At 69.9% G+C, this 19564-nt stretch carries 23 protein-coding genes; 17 read left to right on the top strand and 6 right to left on the bottom strand.

Features of this window, described 5'->3' with window-relative positions; genetic code table 11:
- Positions 1-41 precede the first annotated feature (41 nt).
- The 6 genes from OG246_RS26870 to OG246_RS26845 all read left to right on the top strand — a co-directional run bounded on the left by OG246_RS26870 (position 42) and on the right by OG246_RS26845 (position 4943).
- Entirely contained in the window at positions 42-881 is an 840-nt protein-coding gene (locus OG246_RS26870) for a hypothetical protein (RefSeq protein ID WP_266468905.1), read from the top strand.
- 34 nt (positions 882-915) lie between these two features.
- Entirely contained in the window at positions 916-1686 is a 771-nt protein-coding gene (locus OG246_RS26865; protein ID WP_266468902.1) for a hypothetical protein, read from the top strand.
- An 82-nt stretch (positions 1687-1768) separates the two neighbouring features.
- Complete coding sequence (locus OG246_RS26860; RefSeq protein WP_266468899.1) at positions 1769-2509, top strand: hypothetical protein; 741 nt, start codon at positions 1769-1771, stop codon at positions 2507-2509.
- Between the two features lie 185 nt (positions 2510-2694).
- On the top strand, positions 2695-4032 hold the full coding sequence (locus tag OG246_RS26855) for a DNA cytosine methyltransferase (protein WP_266468896.1): 1338 nt from the start codon (positions 2695-2697) through the stop codon (positions 4030-4032).
- 93 nt (positions 4033-4125) lie between these two features.
- A complete protein-coding gene (locus tag OG246_RS26850) occupies positions 4126-4494 on the top strand; it encodes a hypothetical protein (protein WP_266468893.1) in 369 nt (122 codons plus the stop codon).
- Positions 4491-4943, top strand: a complete 453-nt coding sequence (locus OG246_RS26845; protein ID WP_266468890.1) for a hypothetical protein — start codon at positions 4491-4493, stop codon at positions 4941-4943. The genes OG246_RS26850 and OG246_RS26845 overlap by 4 nt, the downstream gene beginning before the upstream one ends.
- Positions 4944-5017: 74 nt before the next feature.
- Here the strand turns inward: OG246_RS26845 and OG246_RS26840 are convergent, their stop codons facing one another.
- Positions 5018-5230 carry a hypothetical protein gene (locus OG246_RS26840; protein WP_266468887.1) on the bottom strand — a complete coding sequence of 71 codons (213 nt, stop codon included), beginning with the start codon at positions 5228-5230 and terminating at the stop codon, positions 5018-5020.
- Positions 5231-5759: 529 nt separating this feature from the next.
- Here OG246_RS26840 and OG246_RS26835 point away from each other — a divergent pair.
- Both OG246_RS26835 and OG246_RS26830 read left to right on the top strand, forming a co-directional pair.
- Entirely contained in the window at positions 5760-5966 is a 207-nt protein-coding gene (locus OG246_RS26835; protein ID WP_266468884.1) for a hypothetical protein, read from the top strand.
- A gap of 27 nt (positions 5967-5993) precedes the next feature.
- Positions 5994-6173, top strand: a complete 180-nt coding sequence (locus OG246_RS26830) for a hypothetical protein (protein ID WP_266468881.1) — start codon at positions 5994-5996, stop codon at positions 6171-6173.
- Positions 6174-6195: 22 nt separating this feature from the next.
- Here the strand turns inward: OG246_RS26830 and OG246_RS26825 are convergent, their stop codons facing one another.
- Entirely contained in the window at positions 6196-6549 is a 354-nt protein-coding gene (locus tag OG246_RS26825; protein WP_266468878.1) for a hypothetical protein, read from the bottom strand.
- 130 nt (positions 6550-6679) lie between these two features.
- Here OG246_RS26825 and OG246_RS26820 point away from each other — a divergent pair, with 130 nt between their 5' ends.
- From OG246_RS26820 to OG246_RS26805, 4 genes are all read left to right on the top strand, one after another.
- Complete coding sequence (locus OG246_RS26820) at positions 6680-7048, top strand: hypothetical protein (RefSeq protein WP_266468875.1); 369 nt, start codon at positions 6680-6682, stop codon at positions 7046-7048.
- A 71-nt stretch (positions 7049-7119) separates the two neighbouring features.
- Positions 7120-7401: a hypothetical protein gene (locus tag OG246_RS26815; protein WP_266468872.1), complete on the top strand. Its 282-nt coding sequence runs from the start codon at positions 7120-7122 to the stop codon at positions 7399-7401.
- A 143-nt stretch (positions 7402-7544) separates the two neighbouring features.
- Complete coding sequence (locus OG246_RS26810; protein WP_266468868.1) at positions 7545-8432, top strand: hypothetical protein; 888 nt, start codon at positions 7545-7547, stop codon at positions 8430-8432.
- Positions 8433-8685: 253 nt separating this feature from the next.
- Complete coding sequence (locus OG246_RS26805) at positions 8686-9162, top strand: hypothetical protein (protein WP_266468864.1); 477 nt, start codon at positions 8686-8688, stop codon at positions 9160-9162.
- Positions 9163-9227: 65 nt separating this feature from the next.
- Here OG246_RS26805 and OG246_RS26800 read toward each other — a convergent pair whose 3' ends face one another.
- Positions 9228-9557: a hypothetical protein gene (locus OG246_RS26800; protein WP_266468861.1), complete on the bottom strand. Its 330-nt coding sequence runs from the start codon at positions 9555-9557 to the stop codon at positions 9228-9230.
- Between the two features lie 188 nt (positions 9558-9745).
- Here OG246_RS26800 and OG246_RS26795 point away from each other — a divergent pair, with 188 nt between their 5' ends.
- The 4 genes from OG246_RS26795 to OG246_RS26780 all read left to right on the top strand — a co-directional run bounded on the left by OG246_RS26795 (position 9746) and on the right by OG246_RS26780 (position 14125).
- Positions 9746-10099 (top strand): hypothetical protein, encoded by a 354-nt coding sequence (locus OG246_RS26795; RefSeq protein ID WP_266468858.1) that lies wholly within the window; start codon positions 9746-9748, stop codon positions 10097-10099.
- Between the two features lie 371 nt (positions 10100-10470).
- On the top strand, positions 10471-11067 hold the full coding sequence (locus tag OG246_RS26790) for a hypothetical protein (protein ID WP_266468855.1): 597 nt from the start codon (positions 10471-10473) through the stop codon (positions 11065-11067).
- Between the two features lie 300 nt (positions 11068-11367).
- Positions 11368-12033, top strand: a complete 666-nt coding sequence (locus OG246_RS26785) for a hypothetical protein (protein WP_266468852.1) — start codon at positions 11368-11370, stop codon at positions 12031-12033.
- Positions 12034-12325: 292 nt separating this feature from the next.
- Entirely contained in the window at positions 12326-14125 is a 1800-nt protein-coding gene (locus tag OG246_RS26780; protein ID WP_266468849.1) for a hypothetical protein, read from the top strand.
- 491 nt (positions 14126-14616) lie between these two features.
- Here the strand turns inward: OG246_RS26780 and OG246_RS26775 are convergent, their stop codons facing one another.
- Complete coding sequence (locus OG246_RS26775) at positions 14617-14826, bottom strand: hypothetical protein (RefSeq protein ID WP_266468845.1); 210 nt, start codon at positions 14824-14826, stop codon at positions 14617-14619.
- 424 nt (positions 14827-15250) lie between these two features.
- Here OG246_RS26775 and OG246_RS26770 point away from each other — a divergent pair, with 424 nt between their 5' ends.
- Complete coding sequence (locus tag OG246_RS26770) at positions 15251-17278, top strand: HEAT repeat domain-containing protein (protein WP_266468834.1); 2028 nt, start codon at positions 15251-15253, stop codon at positions 17276-17278.
- Between the two features lie 142 nt (positions 17279-17420).
- Here OG246_RS26770 and OG246_RS26765 read toward each other — a convergent pair whose 3' ends face one another.
- Together OG246_RS26765 and OG246_RS26760 are read right to left on the bottom strand one after the other, a co-directional pair.
- The gene (locus OG246_RS26765; protein WP_266468831.1) at positions 17421-17861 is read right to left on the bottom strand and encodes a hypothetical protein; all 441 of its coding nucleotides are present in this window, start codon (positions 17859-17861) and stop codon (positions 17421-17423) included.
- Between the two features lie 288 nt (positions 17862-18149).
- Positions 18150-19493: an NAD(P)/FAD-dependent oxidoreductase gene (locus tag OG246_RS26760; RefSeq protein ID WP_266470927.1), complete on the bottom strand. Its 1344-nt coding sequence runs from the start codon at positions 19491-19493 to the stop codon at positions 18150-18152.
- Positions 19494-19564 lie beyond the last annotated feature (71 nt).

Below are 19564 nucleotides of genomic sequence, written 5' to 3'. Positions count from 1 at the left end.
CCACGCCCGGGGCGCGGCGCCCTCCCCTGGAAGGCCCGACCATGAACGCCACCGTCACCGCCCCCGCCGCGAGTCGCGCGGTCACGCTCGCCGCGCGCGTCGCTGACCTGCTGCCCGAGCGGGCCGGCTCGCCCTGGACCGTCGAACCGTACGGCGCGTGGTGGTCGGCGAAGCCCGCCGCCCGCCTGGTGCAGGACGGCCGCGCCCTGATCGTCGTCGCGCACACGTGGCGCACCGAGATCGGGTGGCAGCTCCCCGACCGTGAGCCGTACGAGCCGGACCTTCGCATCGAGCGCATGGCGCCCGAGCCGATCGCCCGCGACGTGCTGCGCCTGGTGCTGCCCGTCGTCGACGACGAGGCCGCCCGGCGCGCCCACGGTGGGCCTCGCGTCATGGGGCGGCTGGAGCTGCTCAACGAGATCGGGCACGCCGTACGCCTCCAGGGACTGGCCACGTACAACCGGGTCGGCCTGCTCGTGAACACGTCGACCCTCGCGTGGGGTGCCCCGTCCGGGCTGCGCTACTCGGTGACCCTGCACGGCACCAACCCCGCATGCGACGTGCAGATCGAGGGCCCCGTGCGCGCCCTGGAGCGGGCCATCACCCACTTCATGCCGGAGGCCGCCCCCGCGAGGCCGGAAGTCCCCCTCGTCCGTGGACGCCTCCAGCGCCGCATGGCCGCGTTCCTGGCCCGGTACGGGGATGTCGAGCAGACCGACACGGACGGGCTCGCGTTCGGCAACCGGCCCGGCCCGTACGGGTGCTTCGCCCCCGCCTTCGACTCCGCCGCACGGGCACATGACAGCGCCCCGGCCTCCGTCGACCTCCACGGCGTCGGCGTCGACTTCCTGGTCTCCCTCGCCCCGCACCTCGCCCGCTGATACCCGCTCGTACCCCTGGAAGGACACCAGAGCCGTGACTACTGATCTCCTGGTCCCGCTTGCCGCCCTCGACAACGCTGAGGCGCAGGCGCGCGACGCTGCCCGCGCGATGCTGTCGCTGGTCGCCGCGACGCTGCGCGTCCAGTACCCCACCGGCGCCCACCTGGTCCTGTACCGAGGCAGCGACGACGAGCTGCGCTATGACTCCGTGCGCGATGCCCAGGGCGAGACCGTGTTCCAGTTCCCGAGCCACTGGTGGGAGATCGGCCGCTTCCCGCAGCCGGTCCCGGCCGACATCGCCGCCCTATGGGGCGACGAGGACCCCAGCGACCCGGGCGCCGTCCTGGAGCTGCTCCGGCACATCGACGCGCACGGCGTTCTCAAGTTCCTCCCCGACGAGGTGATGCGGGACGGCGAGGCTGAAGCGGAGCGCATGCCCGTGGGCATCCCGCTTGAGCCCGAGGACGCCGAGGAGACGGCACCCCAGGGGGCGCCGGGCATCGAGTACGTCTACCGGGTGGCGCTCACCGGGCTGCTCACCGTCACCGCCTCGTCCCTGGAGGACGCCGACCGGCAGGTGGACGCCCTGTACGGCAGAGATCTGGCCATCGGGTTCGGTGTCGACGGCGTCACCGTCGAGGACATCCAGGTCGAGGCGCCCGCGCGGCTGGAGTCCGCTGGTGGCCTGGACGCGCCGGAGCCGGACGTCGACCCCGTCGCCGAAGTGAGGGCACTGCGCGCCCAGTACGAGCAGCGCGTGGCCGCACAGACCGGCGCCGTTCCCCCCGGCCACACCCGGCCCTGACCGCAGAAGAACCCTCCACCGTTCACATTCCCGGTGCTGCGCCCGCCGCGCGGGCGCAGCACCACCTATCTGGAGAACTCCCATGCCCATGTCCCGCATCCCCGGCCGTGACCCGCTTCCCGATGCACGGCTCGACAGCATCCGCGCGACGCTTGCCGCCGCGCCTGAGGGCGAGCACCAGGCGCTGCGGGACGTCCTCGGTGAACTGGACCGCATCCGCCCGCTGCTGAGGACCACCCTGGACGCGAACGGCGTGCTCCTCGACAACTGGGCCCGGCTGGAGGGAGTGGCCCCCCACTCGTTCCTCGGGCTCTTCTGCCGGACGTGCCGCGCCGAGGTGAAGCCCGGCACGGAGGGGTGCCCGCGGCACTCGCCCACGGCGATCGGGCGCGCCCTGTACCGGATGCACGCGGACAACCGGAGCCTGCTGGACGGCGAGGACGCGGGCCGCCGCGCGGTCGCGATGCTGGACGCCGTCCTGCCGCTACTCGCCGCGGTGCTCAACCCGGTCGACCACAAGCCGGAATGTCGTGAGCGGGACTGCCGGTGTGGCTGCGACCGCCGCCAGAACTGCCAGGACTGCTACCGGTGCGTGTGCTGGCGCTCCGAGTGCTGCGCGGAGAAGGCGATCCGGTGGCACGCCGAACAGGCGTGGGAGGGGCTGACGGCCGAGGCCGGCGTGGGCTCGCAGGCTGATGAGTGCCCGGTGTGCAAGGACGAGGGATGCAAGAGCCGTACGGCGGCCCCGGGGGCGTACTGCGCGCTGTGCCGGTTCCCGCACGCCGAGCACCAGTTCGTCGAGTGCGACACGTTCACTGCGTAGGTTCCGACGCTGCGCCCGGCCCCGCCTACACGTGGGGCCGGGCGCAGCGCTGCCTGCGAATGAGACAGCCGAGGAAACCAGTTGAGTGTTTTCGCTGTTCGGAAGACATGTGATTTCCTCCGCTGTACTGTTTGGAGTGTTGGTGGAGAGCAACCGCCGACCAGCCCCGAACGAAGGAACACCAGATGAGGATCCTGCCCCCCGCGGTCGCCACCGCCGTTCACGTCGCCACCCTCGCCCGCAAGGCCGGTCTGCCGATACCGCCCAAGGTCTACGCCGTCCTCGAAGCGGCCGCGAACCCGTGGCCCGCCGAGTGGCTGCTCGCCCCGCTGCCGGGCGACCCCATCCGCGTCGTGGAGCTGTTCGCCGGTCCCGGCGGCTGGTCCGAGGGAATCGCCACCGTCCTCGGCGTGGCCGTCGACTCGTGCGGCGTCGACATCTCCCCCGACGCCTGCGCCACCGCCCGCAAGGCCGGTCACCGCCGCATCTGCGCCGACATCACCACCCTCGACCCCGAGCACATCGCGCTGCGCCACACCGTGGCGGTCATCATCAGTCCCCCGTGCCCCGCCTTCTCCCCCGCCGGGAAGCTGTCCGGCCTGGACGCCCGCAACCTTGAGATCCTGTCCGACGCCATCTCCTACGTCGGGGAAGCCGCCGGGTTCCTCCCCGTCGAAGAGATCTTCGACTTCCACGACGAGGACGACTACGACGAGGATGGGAACTGCCCGTGCGCGATCGGCGAAGGCTGTCAGGCCCACTTCGCCCCGCGGTCCGGCGCCACCTGGGACGAGGTCCGCGAGATGGCCGCCGATGTGAGCGACCCCCGCATCGCGCTGATGCTCGAAGTCGTGATCTGGCCCATCGCCCTGCAGGCCGCCGGTGCGCCGATCCGCTGGATGGCCATGGAACAGTCCTCCAACCTCCCGGAGGAGATCATCGGCGACCTCGCGATCGAGTTCCAGTGCGCCGAGTGGTACCACACCAGCCACGACATCCTGGAGGCCGCCGACTACGGGCTCCCCTCCCGCCGCAAGCGCGTGTACATGATCGCCACCCGGGACTACACGCCGACCGTGACCCGCCGCGTCCGCCCGCTGCCCACCACGACCATGGCGCGCGCCCTCGGCTGGCAGCCCGGAGAGCGGATCAACACTCGCGGCAACCGGCCCATCGACCCTAAGACCGGCCGCGCCAAGGGCGGGAACACCTTCTCCGCTGACGGCCCGTCCTGGTGCCTCACCGGCAAGTCCCGCACCTGGAAGCGCGAGAGCGACGGCCTGCGCCTCACCGAGTCGGAGGCCGGACTACTCGTCGGGTTCCGCCGCTCGTACCCGTGGCAGGGAAGCCGTACGAGCGCCTTCCAGCAGGCCGCTGACGTCGTCGCCCCCGTCATGGCCGCAATCGTCCTGTCCGGCGTCCTGGGCATGCTCGGGGAGGCCCTGGTGCGCGACTACCTCGTCCAGCTCTACGACATCGACGACATGCTCAGCTCACCAGACGATTACGACCTGGCGAGCTGACCACCACGACGCCCGGCCCGCACCCGCGGAGCCGGGCGGCGGCCGTTCCCGGGCCCCTGTAACAGCCCACGGCCGCCCGCCGTTCCCCCGGGCATGAGCGACCCCAGCCCCTTCCGCCCCGTGCGCGGCGCGGCCTTCAACGCGTTCGGACCGTCCGTCATCCTGGCCGCCACGGTCACCGTGAACGGCGAGACCGTCACGGTCCAGCAAGACGTAGACCGCGCGGTGTGGCAGCGCATCTCCAGTGATCCGCGGCTCCGCGCCGACTACGAACGGAGCCTGCGCCAGGGGCTCGCCGCGGCCGTCGTGGAACGCCTCAACCCGTCCGTCACCGTGCACGTGCCGGTCCCACCCGGCGAAGCAGTGTCCGCCGCACTCAAGCGCGCGGACGCCACGATGAGGGACGAGGCCGAGCCGGAAGCGGAGCACTGTCGGAGGGTCGAACTAGGCTCCGAAGGATGAGCACCCCCACCCCGGCCCCCGCACCGAAGGACGACAGCACCGAGCAGGCTCCGCCCGCCGACGCCCCGTTCGATCCCCTCGACTTCCCCAGTGACCTCCTCGCCGCACAGCTCAAGCTTGCCGAGCTGTACGCGGCGCTCCAGGCCCATCAAGCCGCGCTCCCGTGGTCCCGCGAGTCGGACCCCGGCTGGCCGGACGAGGACGAGCGGGGACGGGAGCGCCCCGGACGCCCAGCGACGAGCGGCTGGCAGGCCGACGACGCCGCCGAGTTCGACCGGCTGCTCCAGGAGCTGCGCAAGGCGGCCTGGGCCGTACAGGGGCACCGGCACTGGGGGCTGTGCACGTTGAAGGGTGTCGGGGGTGCCGATCTCGTCACCGCTCGGCAGGCCCTCAAGCACGCCGACGGCGCCGTGCCCCTCCGCCGGGACGACGTCGCGACGGTCGCCTGAGCCGTACGGTCTCGGCTCCGCGTCCGCCGCAAGGCGGGGGCGCCCCAGGATCCCGGGGTGCCCCCGCCGATGGGTCAACGGCTCCGGTAGACGCACTCCTTCACGAGGAGGCCACCCGCGGCCAGGGCGAGCGCGACGCCCGCGGCCGGCCCGCCGGGGACGAGATCGGCCAGGTGCGCCGCCTCGACCATGGCGAGGCCGAAGACCCCGGCCGCGGCCTTCGACGTCTTCCGGATCCGGATCCAGTCGCGATCCTCCGGCTCGGCGATCTTGAATGGTGCTGGCACGATGGGGGTACCTCCGATTGGTGTCGTTCGAATGTCTCTGCGATGCACGGAGTCACGTGGGGCCGCTCCTGGCAGGGAGCGGCCTCATTCCGTCCTGACGGTCTTTCGACCCCGTGAACACAGTGAACAGCAGGTCAGGACCCCCGAGTTCCGGCCGAGTTCCGTGCTGAAGCGTCGACTGGCGAACCGACGGAGACGCATCGATAGGAGCCCTCCGACGCCTGTCCGCGCGAGGGTTGATCTGCGGGAACGCCGACGCTGGGCGTCGTTGTTTGGGCGATGGGCGCATCACTTCGTCGTCGCGGCTTCGCAGGCCTGTTGACCTGCGAATATGTGGCAACCCCCGCTCGTCTCTGCGGAGATGACGAGATGCGTGCCTGGCGAGCCCACGAGCTCGGGGTGCGTGACGAGGATCACATCAATGTTGTGTGATCGATCCGGGCACCCGTTCCTGTCCGCTGCGGGCTGAGGCCTCGACAAGGGGTGAGGGCAGCCCACCGGGGCGCCCCTGGCACGAGAGGCCGAGGCCATGACCGCGAACCCCGTCCACACCTACCTGGTGACCAACCCCAGCACGCTGTTCGACCCCAAGCGCGTCATCGAGTTCGAAAGCTCCGCCCCGATCGGCTCCGTCCGCGAAGTCGAGATCGACGGCCGCCCCGTCCGCATCCTGCTGACCGGCATCCCGCTGAACGGCGGTCTCCGCGGCGCCGAGCTGCAGGTCACCTACCTGTAGCCGTCCGCCATCCGGGATGCTCGGAGCATGGACAGCGCCCAGGGCCCCGAGCATCCTCCGCACTGGCGGGTTCGTGTGCATGTCTCCGGCGTCGCCGCAGCGATTGCGGACCTCGAACGGTTCCGGGCCAACGTCCTGTTCACGTGGCACGAGGACCTCGTCGAACTCGACGACGAGCTGGACATCCTGTTCCGCGGACAGATCTAACCGAACGCCCTGACGGCCCCGCCTACGCCCGTCGGGGCCCCCGATGGGGCATGCTCCCCTGCCGTCGCACGTCGACGCTCCTCGATGGCTGTGAGCCGCTCTTCTGACCCGCCCGCAGGCCGGACTGCGGCCACCGGTACAGGCGGACCGTGGCTTGCGAGTCCCCGCGCAGGTCGACGCTCACCTGAAAGTAGACCGAGCCGTCCGGCCAGTCCTGCTCCGCCATGACCGGAGCGTTCCGCCACTCCCCCGCCGACCACACCAGCAGCGTCGGCCGGTCGCCCTCCGGCCACAACCACACCACCGGTTCCGGCGGCCCGTTCTCCCGGCGCCACGGCCGCGCCTCCACCGGCTCCGGAATGTCCTCGCTGCTCACGTCTCGACCGTACGCCCGCCCCGGAGTCTCGGCGGCACCCTGTTCGCGTACCGGCGACGGAGGGCGCGACGCAAAGCGCGTCCGCCCTTCACGATCCGCGGCCTCATCCCTCCGTGTGGAAGGCCACGCCGTGAAGATCAACCGAGATGCCGACCGATTCATCAAGCCGCTCGTCGCCCTGGGGGCGGGAGTCGCCGTATTCGGGCTGGTCGTGCTCTTCGCGGTTCTCGCCGCAGGAGTCGACGACGACACCCGCAGGTGTCCGGTGACCCGCACTACGGCAGGCGACGTCGTCCCGGCCGGCCCGCGGCCGTGCGTCCTGTACGGCAACGGGCCATCAAGCGGGGCGGTGCTTCCGGCTGCCGACGGTTCTTCGAGTACGGGCAGCTCCACGAAGGCGCCCGCGACGCCGAAGGCCAAGACGCCTGCGGCCAAGGCCCCGGCGGTGAAGGCGCCCGCCCCGGCGCCGAAGGCCGCCGCTCCAGCGCGCAAGAAATGAGCGCGCGCCACAAGCACCCCGGAACGTGCAGCCTCCCGCGGTCCCACAACCGCAGGGAAGGAACCCCGCACATGTCTGCAAGACCCTCCAGGCGCACCGTCGCCCTGGTCGTCGGCGCCGTCCTGGTCGTCATCGGTGTCCTGATCGCCGCTCTCGCCGTCTTCGGCGGCAGCGGTGGCAGCGCCGACCCCACCCCGACCCCGTCCCAGCCGTCGACATCCCAGACGCCCACCCCGGACCCGACGCCCACACCCTCCGGCACGACCCCGGACCCGACCCCCACCCCTTCAGACCCGACCCTGGACCCGTCGCCCACGACCCCGGACCCGACCCCCACGGAGCCGGACGTCTAGATCCGCCCCGCTGACCCGCTCAGCACCTCACCCGCGCCCCGCGACGGCACCAACGCCGCCCGGGGCGCGGCCCGTTGCCGGAGCACCCCAATGGCCCCATGGGCGAGCGCGATGCAAGGGCGGCGGCTCCCTACCGTGCGCGCATGACGTTCATCCCGCGCACCCGCTTCGCCGTGTTCGCCGCCCTGGCCCGGACCTACACCCGCCCGCACCGGACCGCCTCGCCGGACACCCAGACCGTGGAGCTCGCGCACTGGCTCCTGAACAAGCCGGTCGCCGAACGGCGCGCCCACCTCGCCGCGCTGGACGACCTGACGCTCCTGGACGTGCTGGTCGTGATGGACATGCGCACGGGCAGCGCGTACGAGCTGTGGCGCGACACCCCGTCCGGGTTCGCCGAGGACATCCTCGGCCTCCCCCTCACCGACGCGCAGCGTGCGGTCCTCGACGCCGCAGCCGGCCCCGACGTCCGCCGGGTCGCCGCCCGGGTCCCGCACCCCGACAACCACCAGACCGCCGCCGCCCTCATGGCCTGGACCGCGCTCGTGTCCGGCCCCCGCCCGTACGACGACTGTCCGCGGGTGGCCGTCTCGTTCGCCCAGTACCGGCAGACCGCGACGAGCGTGTGGCGCTGCCTGGCCCGGTTCATCGACAACGCGTCGCTGCCCGGGAAGCTGGACATGTCCCGTTGGTCGTGGTGGGCCGACGACCTCGAAGGCCCGCAGCACGTCATGGCGTTCGCCGTGTGGAACACCGACCCCTACGCGATGGGCGGGCTGCACAACTTCGTGGCCGTGGTCGCCGACGCGGACAAGATCGCCTCCCCCGACATGCGGGCCACGATGAACTTCCTCGCCGAGAACGTGCACGGCGGGTCCCGGATCGTCGCCCTCGGCGGCACCACCGACGAGCCGGAGGAGTGGTTCACCGGGTTCGAGGCGTGCGATCAGGTCACCGCGCCCGCGGACACCAGCGGTGACCACAGCCGATGGATCCGGATTGGCGTACTGATCGACGAAGCCCCCGTCTGATGGCGACAGCGGCATCCCGAGGCCAGTTTCCAGAGCCCGGATGCGAGCGGCTGACGCTCCGTCGTGGATCTCGCATCGCCGCGCAACGCGCCGGAGCAGGGCGTTCTTCATGCCCCGGGATCTACCAGCGTCTCGCCGCCACCGTCCAGGAACGGACGCAAGGGCTCCGCCACCGGCAGGGTGCGCCGTTCGCCCGCGCCGTGCTCCGCGGCCGCCACCCGGCGGCCCCGCGCCGCGGGCGGGAAGGAGCTGCATGCAGCCGCACGTCACCCAGGCACTCCAAGACTGGTACGGGGCGTGGTCCGTCCACGAACGAGCCGCACAAGCCGCGTTCACCGCGGCGTTCCCCGCACTGAACCTGTCCGATCCCCGCTGCCGCTGCTACGGGCCCACCCTGCGGTGGCAGACGCCCGGCGAGGGCGAGGGGAAGGTGTGCCTCGACGACCACGGGCGCGCCACCATCGAGTTCGAGCACGTCCCCAAGGAAGCTGTCGGCGCCGCGATGAACGAGGTGTTCGGCGCCGACTGGTTCGACGAGGGGCCCGGCGGGTTCGCCGCGGCCGCGCCCGGCGAGTACCACTACGAAGACGAGTCGACGTACGCGGAGTACGCCATCGATGTCCACGACGACGGCACCGCCTCGATCGGCATCGCCTACGTGAAGGTCGACGACATCGTGACGATCCTCGACCTCCTGGAGCAGGCGCTCGCCGAGCACCGCGCGATCTGACCGGACGAGGTGAGGTGACGCGGTACCCGGGCCCATTCCGCGTCACCTCACCGGAGCGTCAGGCACTACCGCATGGTCCATTCCTGCGGTTCAACGTCGCCGGTGATCGGCGCCAGCATTTCGTCGATGAGTGCCAGGTCGCTCTCCTCCAGCCCCAGATCGGCCCTGGAGACTCCTGCGTCGTCCAGCATGTTCTGAGTTGTGGGGCGCCCCGGATACAAGCGCTCCAACCGCTCAAGCTCCGGTGATGCCGCCTCCATCCGGTCAAGTGCCGCCTGCTCACGCTCGTTCGCGGCGATCGCCTCGTCAATCTGGCTGACGGTGGCATCGAGCGTGATCAGCTCAGCGGTGGCGACTTGGCAGCCAGTGGCTGGGGCGAGGTCTTCGTGCGTCATGCCTGGGCAACGAGCAATCAGCGGCCGAGGCACGTGAGATCGAGCCGTCCAGTTGGCGTGACGCCGTGGTGCATCGACGCGACGTAAGTGGGTGCCGCTGTCCACTCTCCCCGCCTCGCCCCGGGCGTGACCACCTGGGCCGCGCTCCGTGCGGCCCGGCGCCCGGGGCAGGCGAGGAGATCAGTGCTGTGGCCCGACGACGTACCGGCCCCACCGATGTAGTGCGCGCCATCGTCCACGACCGGGACAGCGGCGCCTGCGTGCGCTGCAGCTCGAGCCAGGACTTGACCATCCACCACCGCGTGAACCGCGGCATGGGCGGCGCCCGGGAGCCGTGGATCAACCAGGCCCACAACCTGCTACTCGTCTGCACTGTGTGTAACTCCTGGTTCGAGGACCACCCGCGGGAGTCGTACGAGGCCGGGTGGAAGGTGCGCCGGCCGCAGCTCCCCGGCAGGGTCGAGGTGCGCTACCCCGACGGCCGCCGGTACGTCCTCACTCCGGACGGGGTGCGCAGCACGCGAGTGGAGGCCGCCCGATGAAGCGCCGACGTCGCATCGCGGTGCAGCTCCGCGTGCGCGCGCCTCGAGGCCTGTGCCTGGGCCCGTTCCGGCTGTGGGCTGTCCGGATCCGGCAGGGCCCGAACTTCGGGTTCGGCCGGATCGCGACGACCGACACGCCCCGCGACTCAGCCCCCGGACAGCGATGGGCGCAGGATGCTCAGGGAAGGGTATTGATCATGGGGGGCGTGTGGTTCGCTGCGCTCCGATACAGGTCAGTGCCCCTGCGCTGAAGGCACACCTGACAAGGTGTTTCTCTCGCTGTACTATTCTCGGCGACGTGGCGGCATGAGGATGCCCCAGCCGCTACCAGGCGCAGCACCGCGCCTATGCCGAGACGGAGTACGGCGATCATGCCCCGAGTTGCCCCCACACTTGAAGGACCCATTCCGAACTACGTGCGTCTTCGCCGTGAGGCACAACAGGCCGTCAGCAACGAGTTGGGCATCATCGCCCGCCCCGACGTCCGGATTGGCCTTGCAGCCGACATCATCCGCCAGGCTGACGCCGAGATTGGGCTGCACAGTGACGAACGAAACGCCGCCCTGGCCAGCCTGTGGTTCTACGACCACATCCAGGCTGTCAGCCTCGGGCACGCGATCGGCGTCAACAGGAACGCTGTTCGGGAGATCCTGAGCAGCGTCGCGTACGGCGATGCCAAGAAGCCGCTGCCGCCCAGGATGACCGACGAAGAACTGACGGAGCTGGGTGAGCAGCTTGGGGTGCAGCGCGTCGAGTCGGCTGCCGAACGACTGCCTTCGCTTGGACGCATCATCGAGAAGGCGAAAGCCCGCCGCGGCCGCGCGGTGCGCTTCATGCAGGACGCTGCGCTCGCCCTGACGGAAGAGCCCTACGGGTGGGACCCCGCCCGCATCGCCGACCACGCTGGCGTCCAGCGACGCCTGATCTACAAGCACCTGGCTGCGGCCAAGCAGCGCCAAGCGCGTTGACGAGGGGCGTTGCCCCACCTGACCGGCTCCAGCGCCACCGGTGCCGGTTTTCAGGCCCCGGTGGCCGGGGCCTGAAAAACCGGCTTCCGGTGAAGCGGACGCCGGGATGCCGGGCACCGGTAGATCAGGCGCCTTTAGTAACAAGATCAAGCACCACCATGAAGTAGGTTCCGATGCCTTCGCTGCGCTCAGGCATCGGCGGGCATCGGCCTTCAGAGCCCTCGAACGAGCATCAGCGCAGCCGAGGGGTGTCACAAATTTCGGCCGTCTGCCGTTCCCGCCACCATGACGATGCGAACGATGCTCCCGCCGAACCTGACCCGTCACTTCTGGGAGGTTCGCCGTGCCTTCATGCAGCACGCCGGGACCACCCTCACCCCCTGGTTCCGGCTCACCGCTGACGAACGTACCGCCGCCGAGACTGAGGTCGGCCTCTTCCGGCAGGCGATCCGGGCGTCTGAGGAGGAGCAGGGCCTGCTCGCCAGCCTGCGGGCGCCGGCACCCGCAGCCGATGCCCCCGACGAGGACACCACCATCAGCAACAGCAGCGGGGAGGAATGCCCCTGCCCCGGCTGCTCAGCCGTCGCCGCCGTCCTCGAGCTCATCAAGCGCGAGGCCGCACGCGTCGAGGAGTCGACGCTGGCGGACACCCGCCGCGCAACCCGCGGGCCTGTCCTGTTCTTCGCTGCCCCCGTCAGCTTTCGGCCCGCCCCGCTGAGCAGCGAGGAGCACGCCCGCCTGGAGCAGGACGCCCGCGAGTCCATAGGGAAGTGGGTTGCCGCGGGCAGGCCACTCAAGGACACGACGGACCCCGCGCCCGGCGCCGTGTGGGCATTCGAGGTCCGTCCCCGCGGCGGCTGGGTCGACCTGGACAGCCTCCGATGGGACCGGGAGCGCCGGGACGCCGTGCGGCGCAGGTTCTGGGACATCCCGCCGGTCACGCTCCACGACATCGGCAAGGCGTAACAAAATTCGGCCCCCGACGTACTACTAGTGCGGCTGGCCGCTCAGCCCGGACTCCCCCCGGGTAAAGCTCCCCGGCCGCACCCCCGGCCGGGGTGACGGCCCCTGATCCACCTCCCCCGGGTGCAGGGGCCTCACCCCGGCAACTATTTTCCGGCGCGAACCATCCCGTTGTTCCTCGGGCGTTCGTCTTCGTTTGGTCCGTGCCGGAACATGCACAGGCCTGGCCTGTGTCTGGGCATAGGCCCCGGCAATGCCGCGACACTAGATCCCCGAACACGGCACTTTCCCCGCCATGCCCCGCACCCAGCCCGCGCCGACCAGACGATCCCCCGTGGTAGTCCCTCCGGCCCGCGAGCTGCAGTACGCCCGCCGGCCCGGCGTCGTCTCACGCGACGCCGCCAACGTTGCCGACATCCTGCTCCGCGCCCCCGTCCCCGCGCGCCGCCGCGCTTTCAAGTACGAGATCACCGCCCGCGAACGCCCATACGTCATGCGGGAAGTGGAACGGGCCACTGGCTCGCTGTACGGACTGTGGCGGGACACCCCGAGCGGGTTCGTTGAGGACGTCCTCGGCGAGAGTCTGTGGAGCAAGCAGCGTGCCGTCCTCGACTCGATCGTCAACCACAAACGCGTAGCCGTCCCCGCCGGATTCGGCGTCGGCAAGACCCACCTTGCCGCGCGTGCCGCGGTGTGGTTCGTGAACGTCTACCCGGTCGGCACCGCGCTGTGCATCACCACCGCCACCAGATTCCGCCAGGTACAGCGCCAACTCTGGCCCCACATCCGCAAGGTGGTTCCGCGCGCCGGCCTTCCGGGCACCTGCGACACCGTCCAGTACAAGATGCCGACCCCGCAGGGCCACGACTTCGTCGCCGCCTACGGCTTCAGTGCACCCGCCAACGACGAGGCTGCGATGCAGGGCATCCACATGGCCCACATCCTCCTCATCGTCGACGAGGCGGGCGGTATCGCCCCGATGATCGGCCACGGCACCAACAACTTGCTGACCGGCGGCCACGCCGCGATGCTCGCCATCGGCAACCCTGCGATGGACGACCCCGCAAGCTGGTTCGAGGGACTGTGCATCGAGGGCGACGACCCCGATGAACCGACGACCGTCACCCTGCCGATCTCCTCCCTCGACTCCCCCGCCATCACAGGCGAGCGCGTGCCCTACTGCACGGACTGCCCCCCGAGTAACGACCGTCACACCCTGTCCAGGCACATGCCCGACCAGGACTGGGTGGATCGCACGATCCGCTCCTACGGTCAAGATCACCCCTACGTCATCGCCAAGGTGTACGCCCGTTTCCCCAAGGGCGGCGGCGGCCTCGTCGTCCCGCCCACATGGATTGACGACGCCCTGTCGTACGAGGACCCCACCGGGCCCGGCTGGCACCGCATATGTGACCTGGGCCTCGAAGGCGAGACCGCAGACCACACCGTCCGGGAAGGCGCCTGGATACGCTTGGGCGTCGACATCGCCGCGGACGGAGGCGACGAGTTCACCGTCTACCGCTCCGTGGGCGACGCCATTGAGTTCCGTCACGCCTCCGCCGGCGCCGTCAACGACAACCAGGTGAGGGTCGCCGAGAAGGTCCTTGAGGAGATCCACGCCGCGCAGCGCCTCGCCGACGCACTCGGCTCCCCTCATCCGGTCCGCGTCAAGGTCGACAAGAACGGCATCGGTCACGGCGTCACCAGCATGCTCGAGCGTTGGGCGGAGAGCGGTCGGCATCAGGCGCAGATCGTCGGCGTCATGGTGTCCGAGTCCCCCAGCCAGGACGACCCGGGCGCCGTCATGCGGCCATGGCGGAAGAGGGATGAAATGTGGCTGGCGACCCGTAGCCTCCTGCAGCCCGACCCGTCCACCGGCCGCGGGCGGCTGCGCCTTCGCATCGACAAGAAGGCCGCCGCGCAGCTCTCCACGCCGAAGCTGCTGTCGAACACCGGCGGCTTCGTCCAGGTCGAGTCCAAGAAGTCGATGACGGCCCGCGGTATGAAGTCCCCTGACCGGGCCGAAGCGGTCCTGCTGTCCCTATACGAGCCGGAGCCGCTGAACCAGCCGCGCCGCCGCGGCCTGCTGAACTAGACCCGGTGAGGTGTACCGGTGTCAGAGGGAGGCGGCAGTCTCTTGTGTCATGAGTTCGACTGTCCGCAACCTCAGCGCCAGCAGCGACCGCTCAACGCCCCCGGTCGCGTTTGCAGCCGTCCCCTCGACAGCCCCGGCCGTCGTCGAACTCGCGCGAATCCTCAAGTGTTCCGGGACCTTAACTAGGCCGCGAAGGACGTCGTCTCCGACTCCCGCCTGCAACTCGAATGGATCGCCTCCTAACTGGCGATAGCGCTGCCGCCGGGCCTCACCGAGGGCGCCGGCCGCGCCCACTACGCCACCCACCGCGAGACCTACACGGCCGCGTACAACGACGTCGGCGCTCTAGACGCCCCGGTGTATGGTCCGCGGATTCGTGAGCAATCGCGGTCCCGCGATCTGCGGTGTCGTCGGCGATGCGCACTGCGGGGCGTGGGCGCTGTCGACGTTCGATGAGCAACCGGCGTCTGCGGTTGTCACGTTGGGTGGGATCACGTGTCCGGGTCCGCATCGTGGCGGCTCAGAGCGCGGCGTACGCGCCGCAGGGCCCAGGAGATCGTTGTGATGGTGAGGACGGTTGTTACGGAGCCGATGAACTCGGGCACCGCGTCCAGCACAAGGTGGGCCGCGTTTCCCCGGAGATCAGCCGAAGCCGAAAGCGCGATGGCGTGGAGAGCAGGAGGAAAGACCAGGGCGAGCATGGAGGCAACTCCTAGGCTTTGCCCGACTTCCCTTCGAAGGCGGGCGAGGGGGACGACAATGAGCTCCCAGGCCCCTGTCCCCAACCGCTCACAGGACGGCGGGGACTGACAGGGACGCTCGCCGCCAGTTCACCCAGCGTGGAAGCGGAGCAAGGGGATCTGTCCCTGGGACAGGGTGGGGAAGCCAGGGACGAGAGTCTGGGCGGCGTTGCGAATGGGGGCGGGGAAGCTGCGAACGGTTAGCACAGCTGGTTCTGGCGAGGGACCGCGGTGGAAGTACGCGAATTTCCTGCGGAGCCAGGCTCGTGAAGCCGGCCTGGGTGCCCGCGAGATATCTGCCCGCTTCGCTCACGCCCAGCGAGAGCAGGAGGAGAAGTCGGCATCGTCGAGCACTGGCAGCCAAACGCCATATCTGATCAGAGAGATGACGTTCTCCAAGTCGCACATCGACCGCTTGTTCAGTGCGCATGCCCTGCCGAGTCCGCCCTGGCCGTTCACCTGCCAATTCCTGCTGATCACCAGCCGAGCTGCTGGCCTGACAGCAGAGCAGCACCGAGAACGTCTCGCCACGGCCAAGTCCTTGCTCGCGGCTCTTGAGAGCGCGAGCAAAGGCCAGCTTGCGCACCCCCCTGAGCAACGCAGCGACACCACACCGACCGGCGTGCATCAGGGGACGATCGCCTCGCTTCGTCTCGAAGTCGAGCTTGAGCGTGCCCGCCACACCGAGACACGTCTGGGCTACGCCTTGAGGGATGCCCAGTTCCTCATGAAGACCTTGTGGTCAATCATCAGCGCGCTGCGGGACATCATCTCCAGCCATGACGCTCTCCACGCACGGCTCTACCACAGCAACACCAGCACGGCCGATCTAGAACGGCTACGCGACGAGACCCAGCAAGCCATCGCCCACAAGCATGCTGCAAACGACGAAGCCGACCGTGCTGCGGCACGCATTCGCGCCCTGGAAGGGCTCTGGGACCAAGCCCGCCTGGACATGCACCGCCTGTCGCTCCACCCCGATGCCGGCGACCTCACCACCCCGGCCTCAGACCCCGAACCTCGAACGCCCGTAGTCCCCCAGGACCTTCTTGCCCAGCCAGCCCTCGATGACATCGCCGCCGCACTGAATAGGATCCGTGCCTTGAACTTCAGCGAGGAGCGTGCAGCGGTCGACCTGGAGCACGCCCTCACCCCCACGGCTCTTCACTCCGGGGGTGGGGATGAGCTGTCGGTTCTCGTGGCCGCAACACATCTCACTGACACCGACAACCGGCGAACCGCCCTACGCACACTTTGCCGTGACTGGCCCAGCCACGTCGAAACGAAAGAGGCCCTCTTTCGCCTCATCAAGGACGAGGACCCGACAGTTCGACGCGTGGCTGTGGACGGCCTTGCACAGGCAGAGGCGGGCGACACCGTCGTTCGTGACGCCCTTGCCAATCTATTCATCAACGACGAGGACGCGACGGCCCGAGGCAGAGCCGTTGACGTGTTGGTAGCGGGGTGGCCGGGAGATGACGTCGTCCGTGACACCCTTATCAGCCGCCTCGGCAGTGGCGAGGACTTTGACGTCGACGCCCTCGACGGGCTTGCCCGCGGCTGGGCGGATGACGCCAATGCGCGCGACGCCCTTATCCGCCTAATTGGCGACGGTGAGGACACCTATTGCGTCGTTGTGCAAATCCTTGCGGAGCGATGGGCCGGTGACACTGTCGTTCGCGACCTCCTTGCCCGTCTCATCGCTAACGGCGGCAGCGAAGTCCGACACGCTGCTGCCGAAGGCCTTGTCTTGTGGTGGCCAGGTGACGCCACGACGTACGACATCCTGGGACACCTCTTCGAGGACCAGGACCAGGACCAGGTCCACGACCAGGACGCCACCGAAAGCATCCGGCGTAGAGCGGTCGAAATGCTACGGAAGGCGTGGGCAGGCGACGTCGCCAGCCGTGATGCCCTTGTCGAGCTCATCGGCGGCGACGACGAACACGCCCGTCGTGTTGCCGCCCAGGGACTCGTACATGGTCGGTCGGGTGCTACCGCCGCTCTCAACACTGTCATTCAGTTCTGCTCCAACGACAACGAGCGCCTTCGGCGCGCAGCCGCCCGAGTCCTTGCAAAGGGTTGGCACGGAGATACAGCAGCCCGTGACGCGGTCATAAGTCTCCTCCGCGACGGCAACGAGCGCGTGCCACATGTCGCCGCCCGGATGCTGGCTCAGGGGTGGGCGGGCGACACCACCGCTCGAAATGCGCTCATCCTTCTTACTCAGCACGACAGCACACGAGTCAGGCGTGCCGCCGCCCGGATGCTGGCCCAGGGGTGGGCGGGCGACGCCACCGTACACGCCAGGCTCACGGTGCTTTCCCGCGACGATATCCACAAGTACGTACGACGTACTGCTACCCGCCTACTTACAGAGATCGGGGGTGCGCGGGTGCAGGCTGAGGCCTAACCGCAGCGTTCCCCTGACGCGCTCTCCCCACAGTGGCGACGCGTTCCGTTACAGGGAGCAGGGTCCGCAGCTTCATGAGCCGAGACGCCAGAGCGGCCCCGTACGGGGCCGCTCTCGTCTGTCCGGAGCCGAGTCCAACCGGCTACTTGACGGGGTGCTCGTCGAGCCAGTCATACAGGTCATGGGCGGAGCCGAGGACCTTCGGCCGGTTGGTGAACTCGTCCTCCCCCACGGCCATGCCCTCCTCCATGATGTCGATCAGCGAGTACGCCTCCGACCAGAACTCCGGCCCCACGGACTCCTCGGTGTTCATTGCCTGTCGCAGCGTGCTGGTCGGCTCCATGACCGCCTGCATCTGCTCCCAGCAGGTCCCAGGCTCCATAGACTCGCAGCCGACCGTGTCGTACTCGTCCACCGCGGCCTGGAAGTCGATCGTCGCCTCATCCAAGCTCACCGTCGGTGAGGCCGCGGTCGTGGCCGGCTTCTTGTCCTCGGCCTCCGCGCTGCTGCAGCCGCTCACGGCCGCCGCCACGGCTATGAGCAGAATGCTCGCGAGCGACTTCCCCCATGTGTGTCTCCCCATGACGGGGGATCATGTCACGTGACACGGACACGACCAATGACAGGGGCCCTGGCCGACGGGCAGGGCCCCATCTGGCAGGGGATCACGCGCGGTCGAGAAGCGGCCTCCTCACCGGTTGCGGTCCTCAACTCGGGCCCACTACGCGCCCATCTCGCCGAGGGCTGGCACACGCCCGCCGATACCGAGGAACTACAGGGCGGGCCGCCACCGTGCGTTTCCGAGCCTCGAGCCGTCAGTACAGGCGGCCTGACCGGTTTGCCTCCAGGCGATCGGCGCCCGCCGCCCCTACTACACCAGCGGGGCGGCGGCCTTCCGCTCCGCGGCAGTGAGGGGTGGCGCGGTGAGCTGGGGCTTGAGGGGGCCGATGGCGGCGGCGAGGAGGGCGCTGGGGGTGAGGAGGATCTGCGCGCCGCGCTCCAGGGACGACACGTCGGTGAAGCGGCGGGCGATGCGGCCGTTGCCGGTGGCGGTGAGCAGGAGGCGGTCGACGTACGCGGCGACGATCCTGTCCTTGAGTGTGGGGCCGTTCTCCGTGGCGCCCGGGTAGAAGACGTCCTGGCCGGTGGCGAGGTCCCAGGCCGCGTTGACCGGCCGGGCCACGGCCTTCTGTGCGGCGCGTGCCAGTCCGGGGGTACCCCAGCCCCGTCGGCGGATCACCTGGCGCAGGGCGACGGCGCTCTGCGCCGCGACCGACATGCCGTGCCCGTAGACCGGGTTGTACGCGGCGAGCGCGTCGCCGACGACCGCAAAGCCGTCGGGCCAGGGCCGCGAACGCTCGTAGTAGTAGCGGCGGTTGCCGGTGGACCGGGTGAACGCGACGCCGGGCAGCGGCTCGGCGCCAGCGATGAGTTCGCCGATGACGGGGTGGCGCAGTTCCTCGGTGGCGAACCGCTCGAAGTCGCCCTCGTCGGCGGAGGGTTCACCGCCGCGGGTGCCGGTCAGGGTGACCAGCCAGCGCCCGTTCTCGATGGGCATCAGCACGCCCGACCGGCCGGGGCGCCCCTCGTCCGGGGCAGCCATCACATTGATGACGGGGAAGCCGGACCGCGCGGCCTCGGGGGCGCGGTACATCCGGCTGGCGTACGCCAGGCCGGAGTTGACCTCGCGCTGCTTCGGCGCGGCCAGGCCGAGTGCCGCCAGCCACTCCGGTGCACGGGAGCCGCGTCCGGTGGCGTCGACGACCAGGTCGGCCGACAGGACGCGCTCGACATCGTCGTGGCGGACGCGGACTCCGGTAACGGCGGCGGAGGTTCCTTCGAGGCTGAGCGCCTCCGCGCGCTCGACGAGCTTGATCCGGTCGTCGCCGAGTACCTGCGCACGGACGGTCGCGTCGAGTAGGTCACGGCTGCTGAGGATCATGTGGTGGGACTCCTTCCAGCGACGGAACCAGCCCTGGGGCGACAGCGCGACCATGTCCGTGGTCAGCGCCAGCCGGTGCGCCCCGGCTTCGGCGAGTCGTCCGGTGAAGCCTGGCAGGAGTTCCTCGACCGCCCGTGCACCGCCGGACCACAGCAGATGGACGTGCTGGGCCTGGGGCAGGTTCTTGCGGCGCTCGGGGCCCTTGGGTAGTACGTCCCGCTCGACGATCGTGACGACGTCGGCGAACTCGGCCAGGGCGCGGGCCGTGAGCATGCCGGCGAGGCTGCCGCCGAGGACGACGGCGGATCTCAAGGGCCCTGCGGTGGAGGGTCGGTCACTCGTGG

It is taken from the genome of Streptomyces sp. NBC_00620, from assembly GCF_026341825.1.
Lineage (GTDB): Bacteria > Actinomycetota > Actinomycetes > Streptomycetales > Streptomycetaceae > Streptomyces.
Note: the sequence above shows the minus strand (reverse complement) of the source record. Positions and strands in the feature narration are given on the sequence as shown.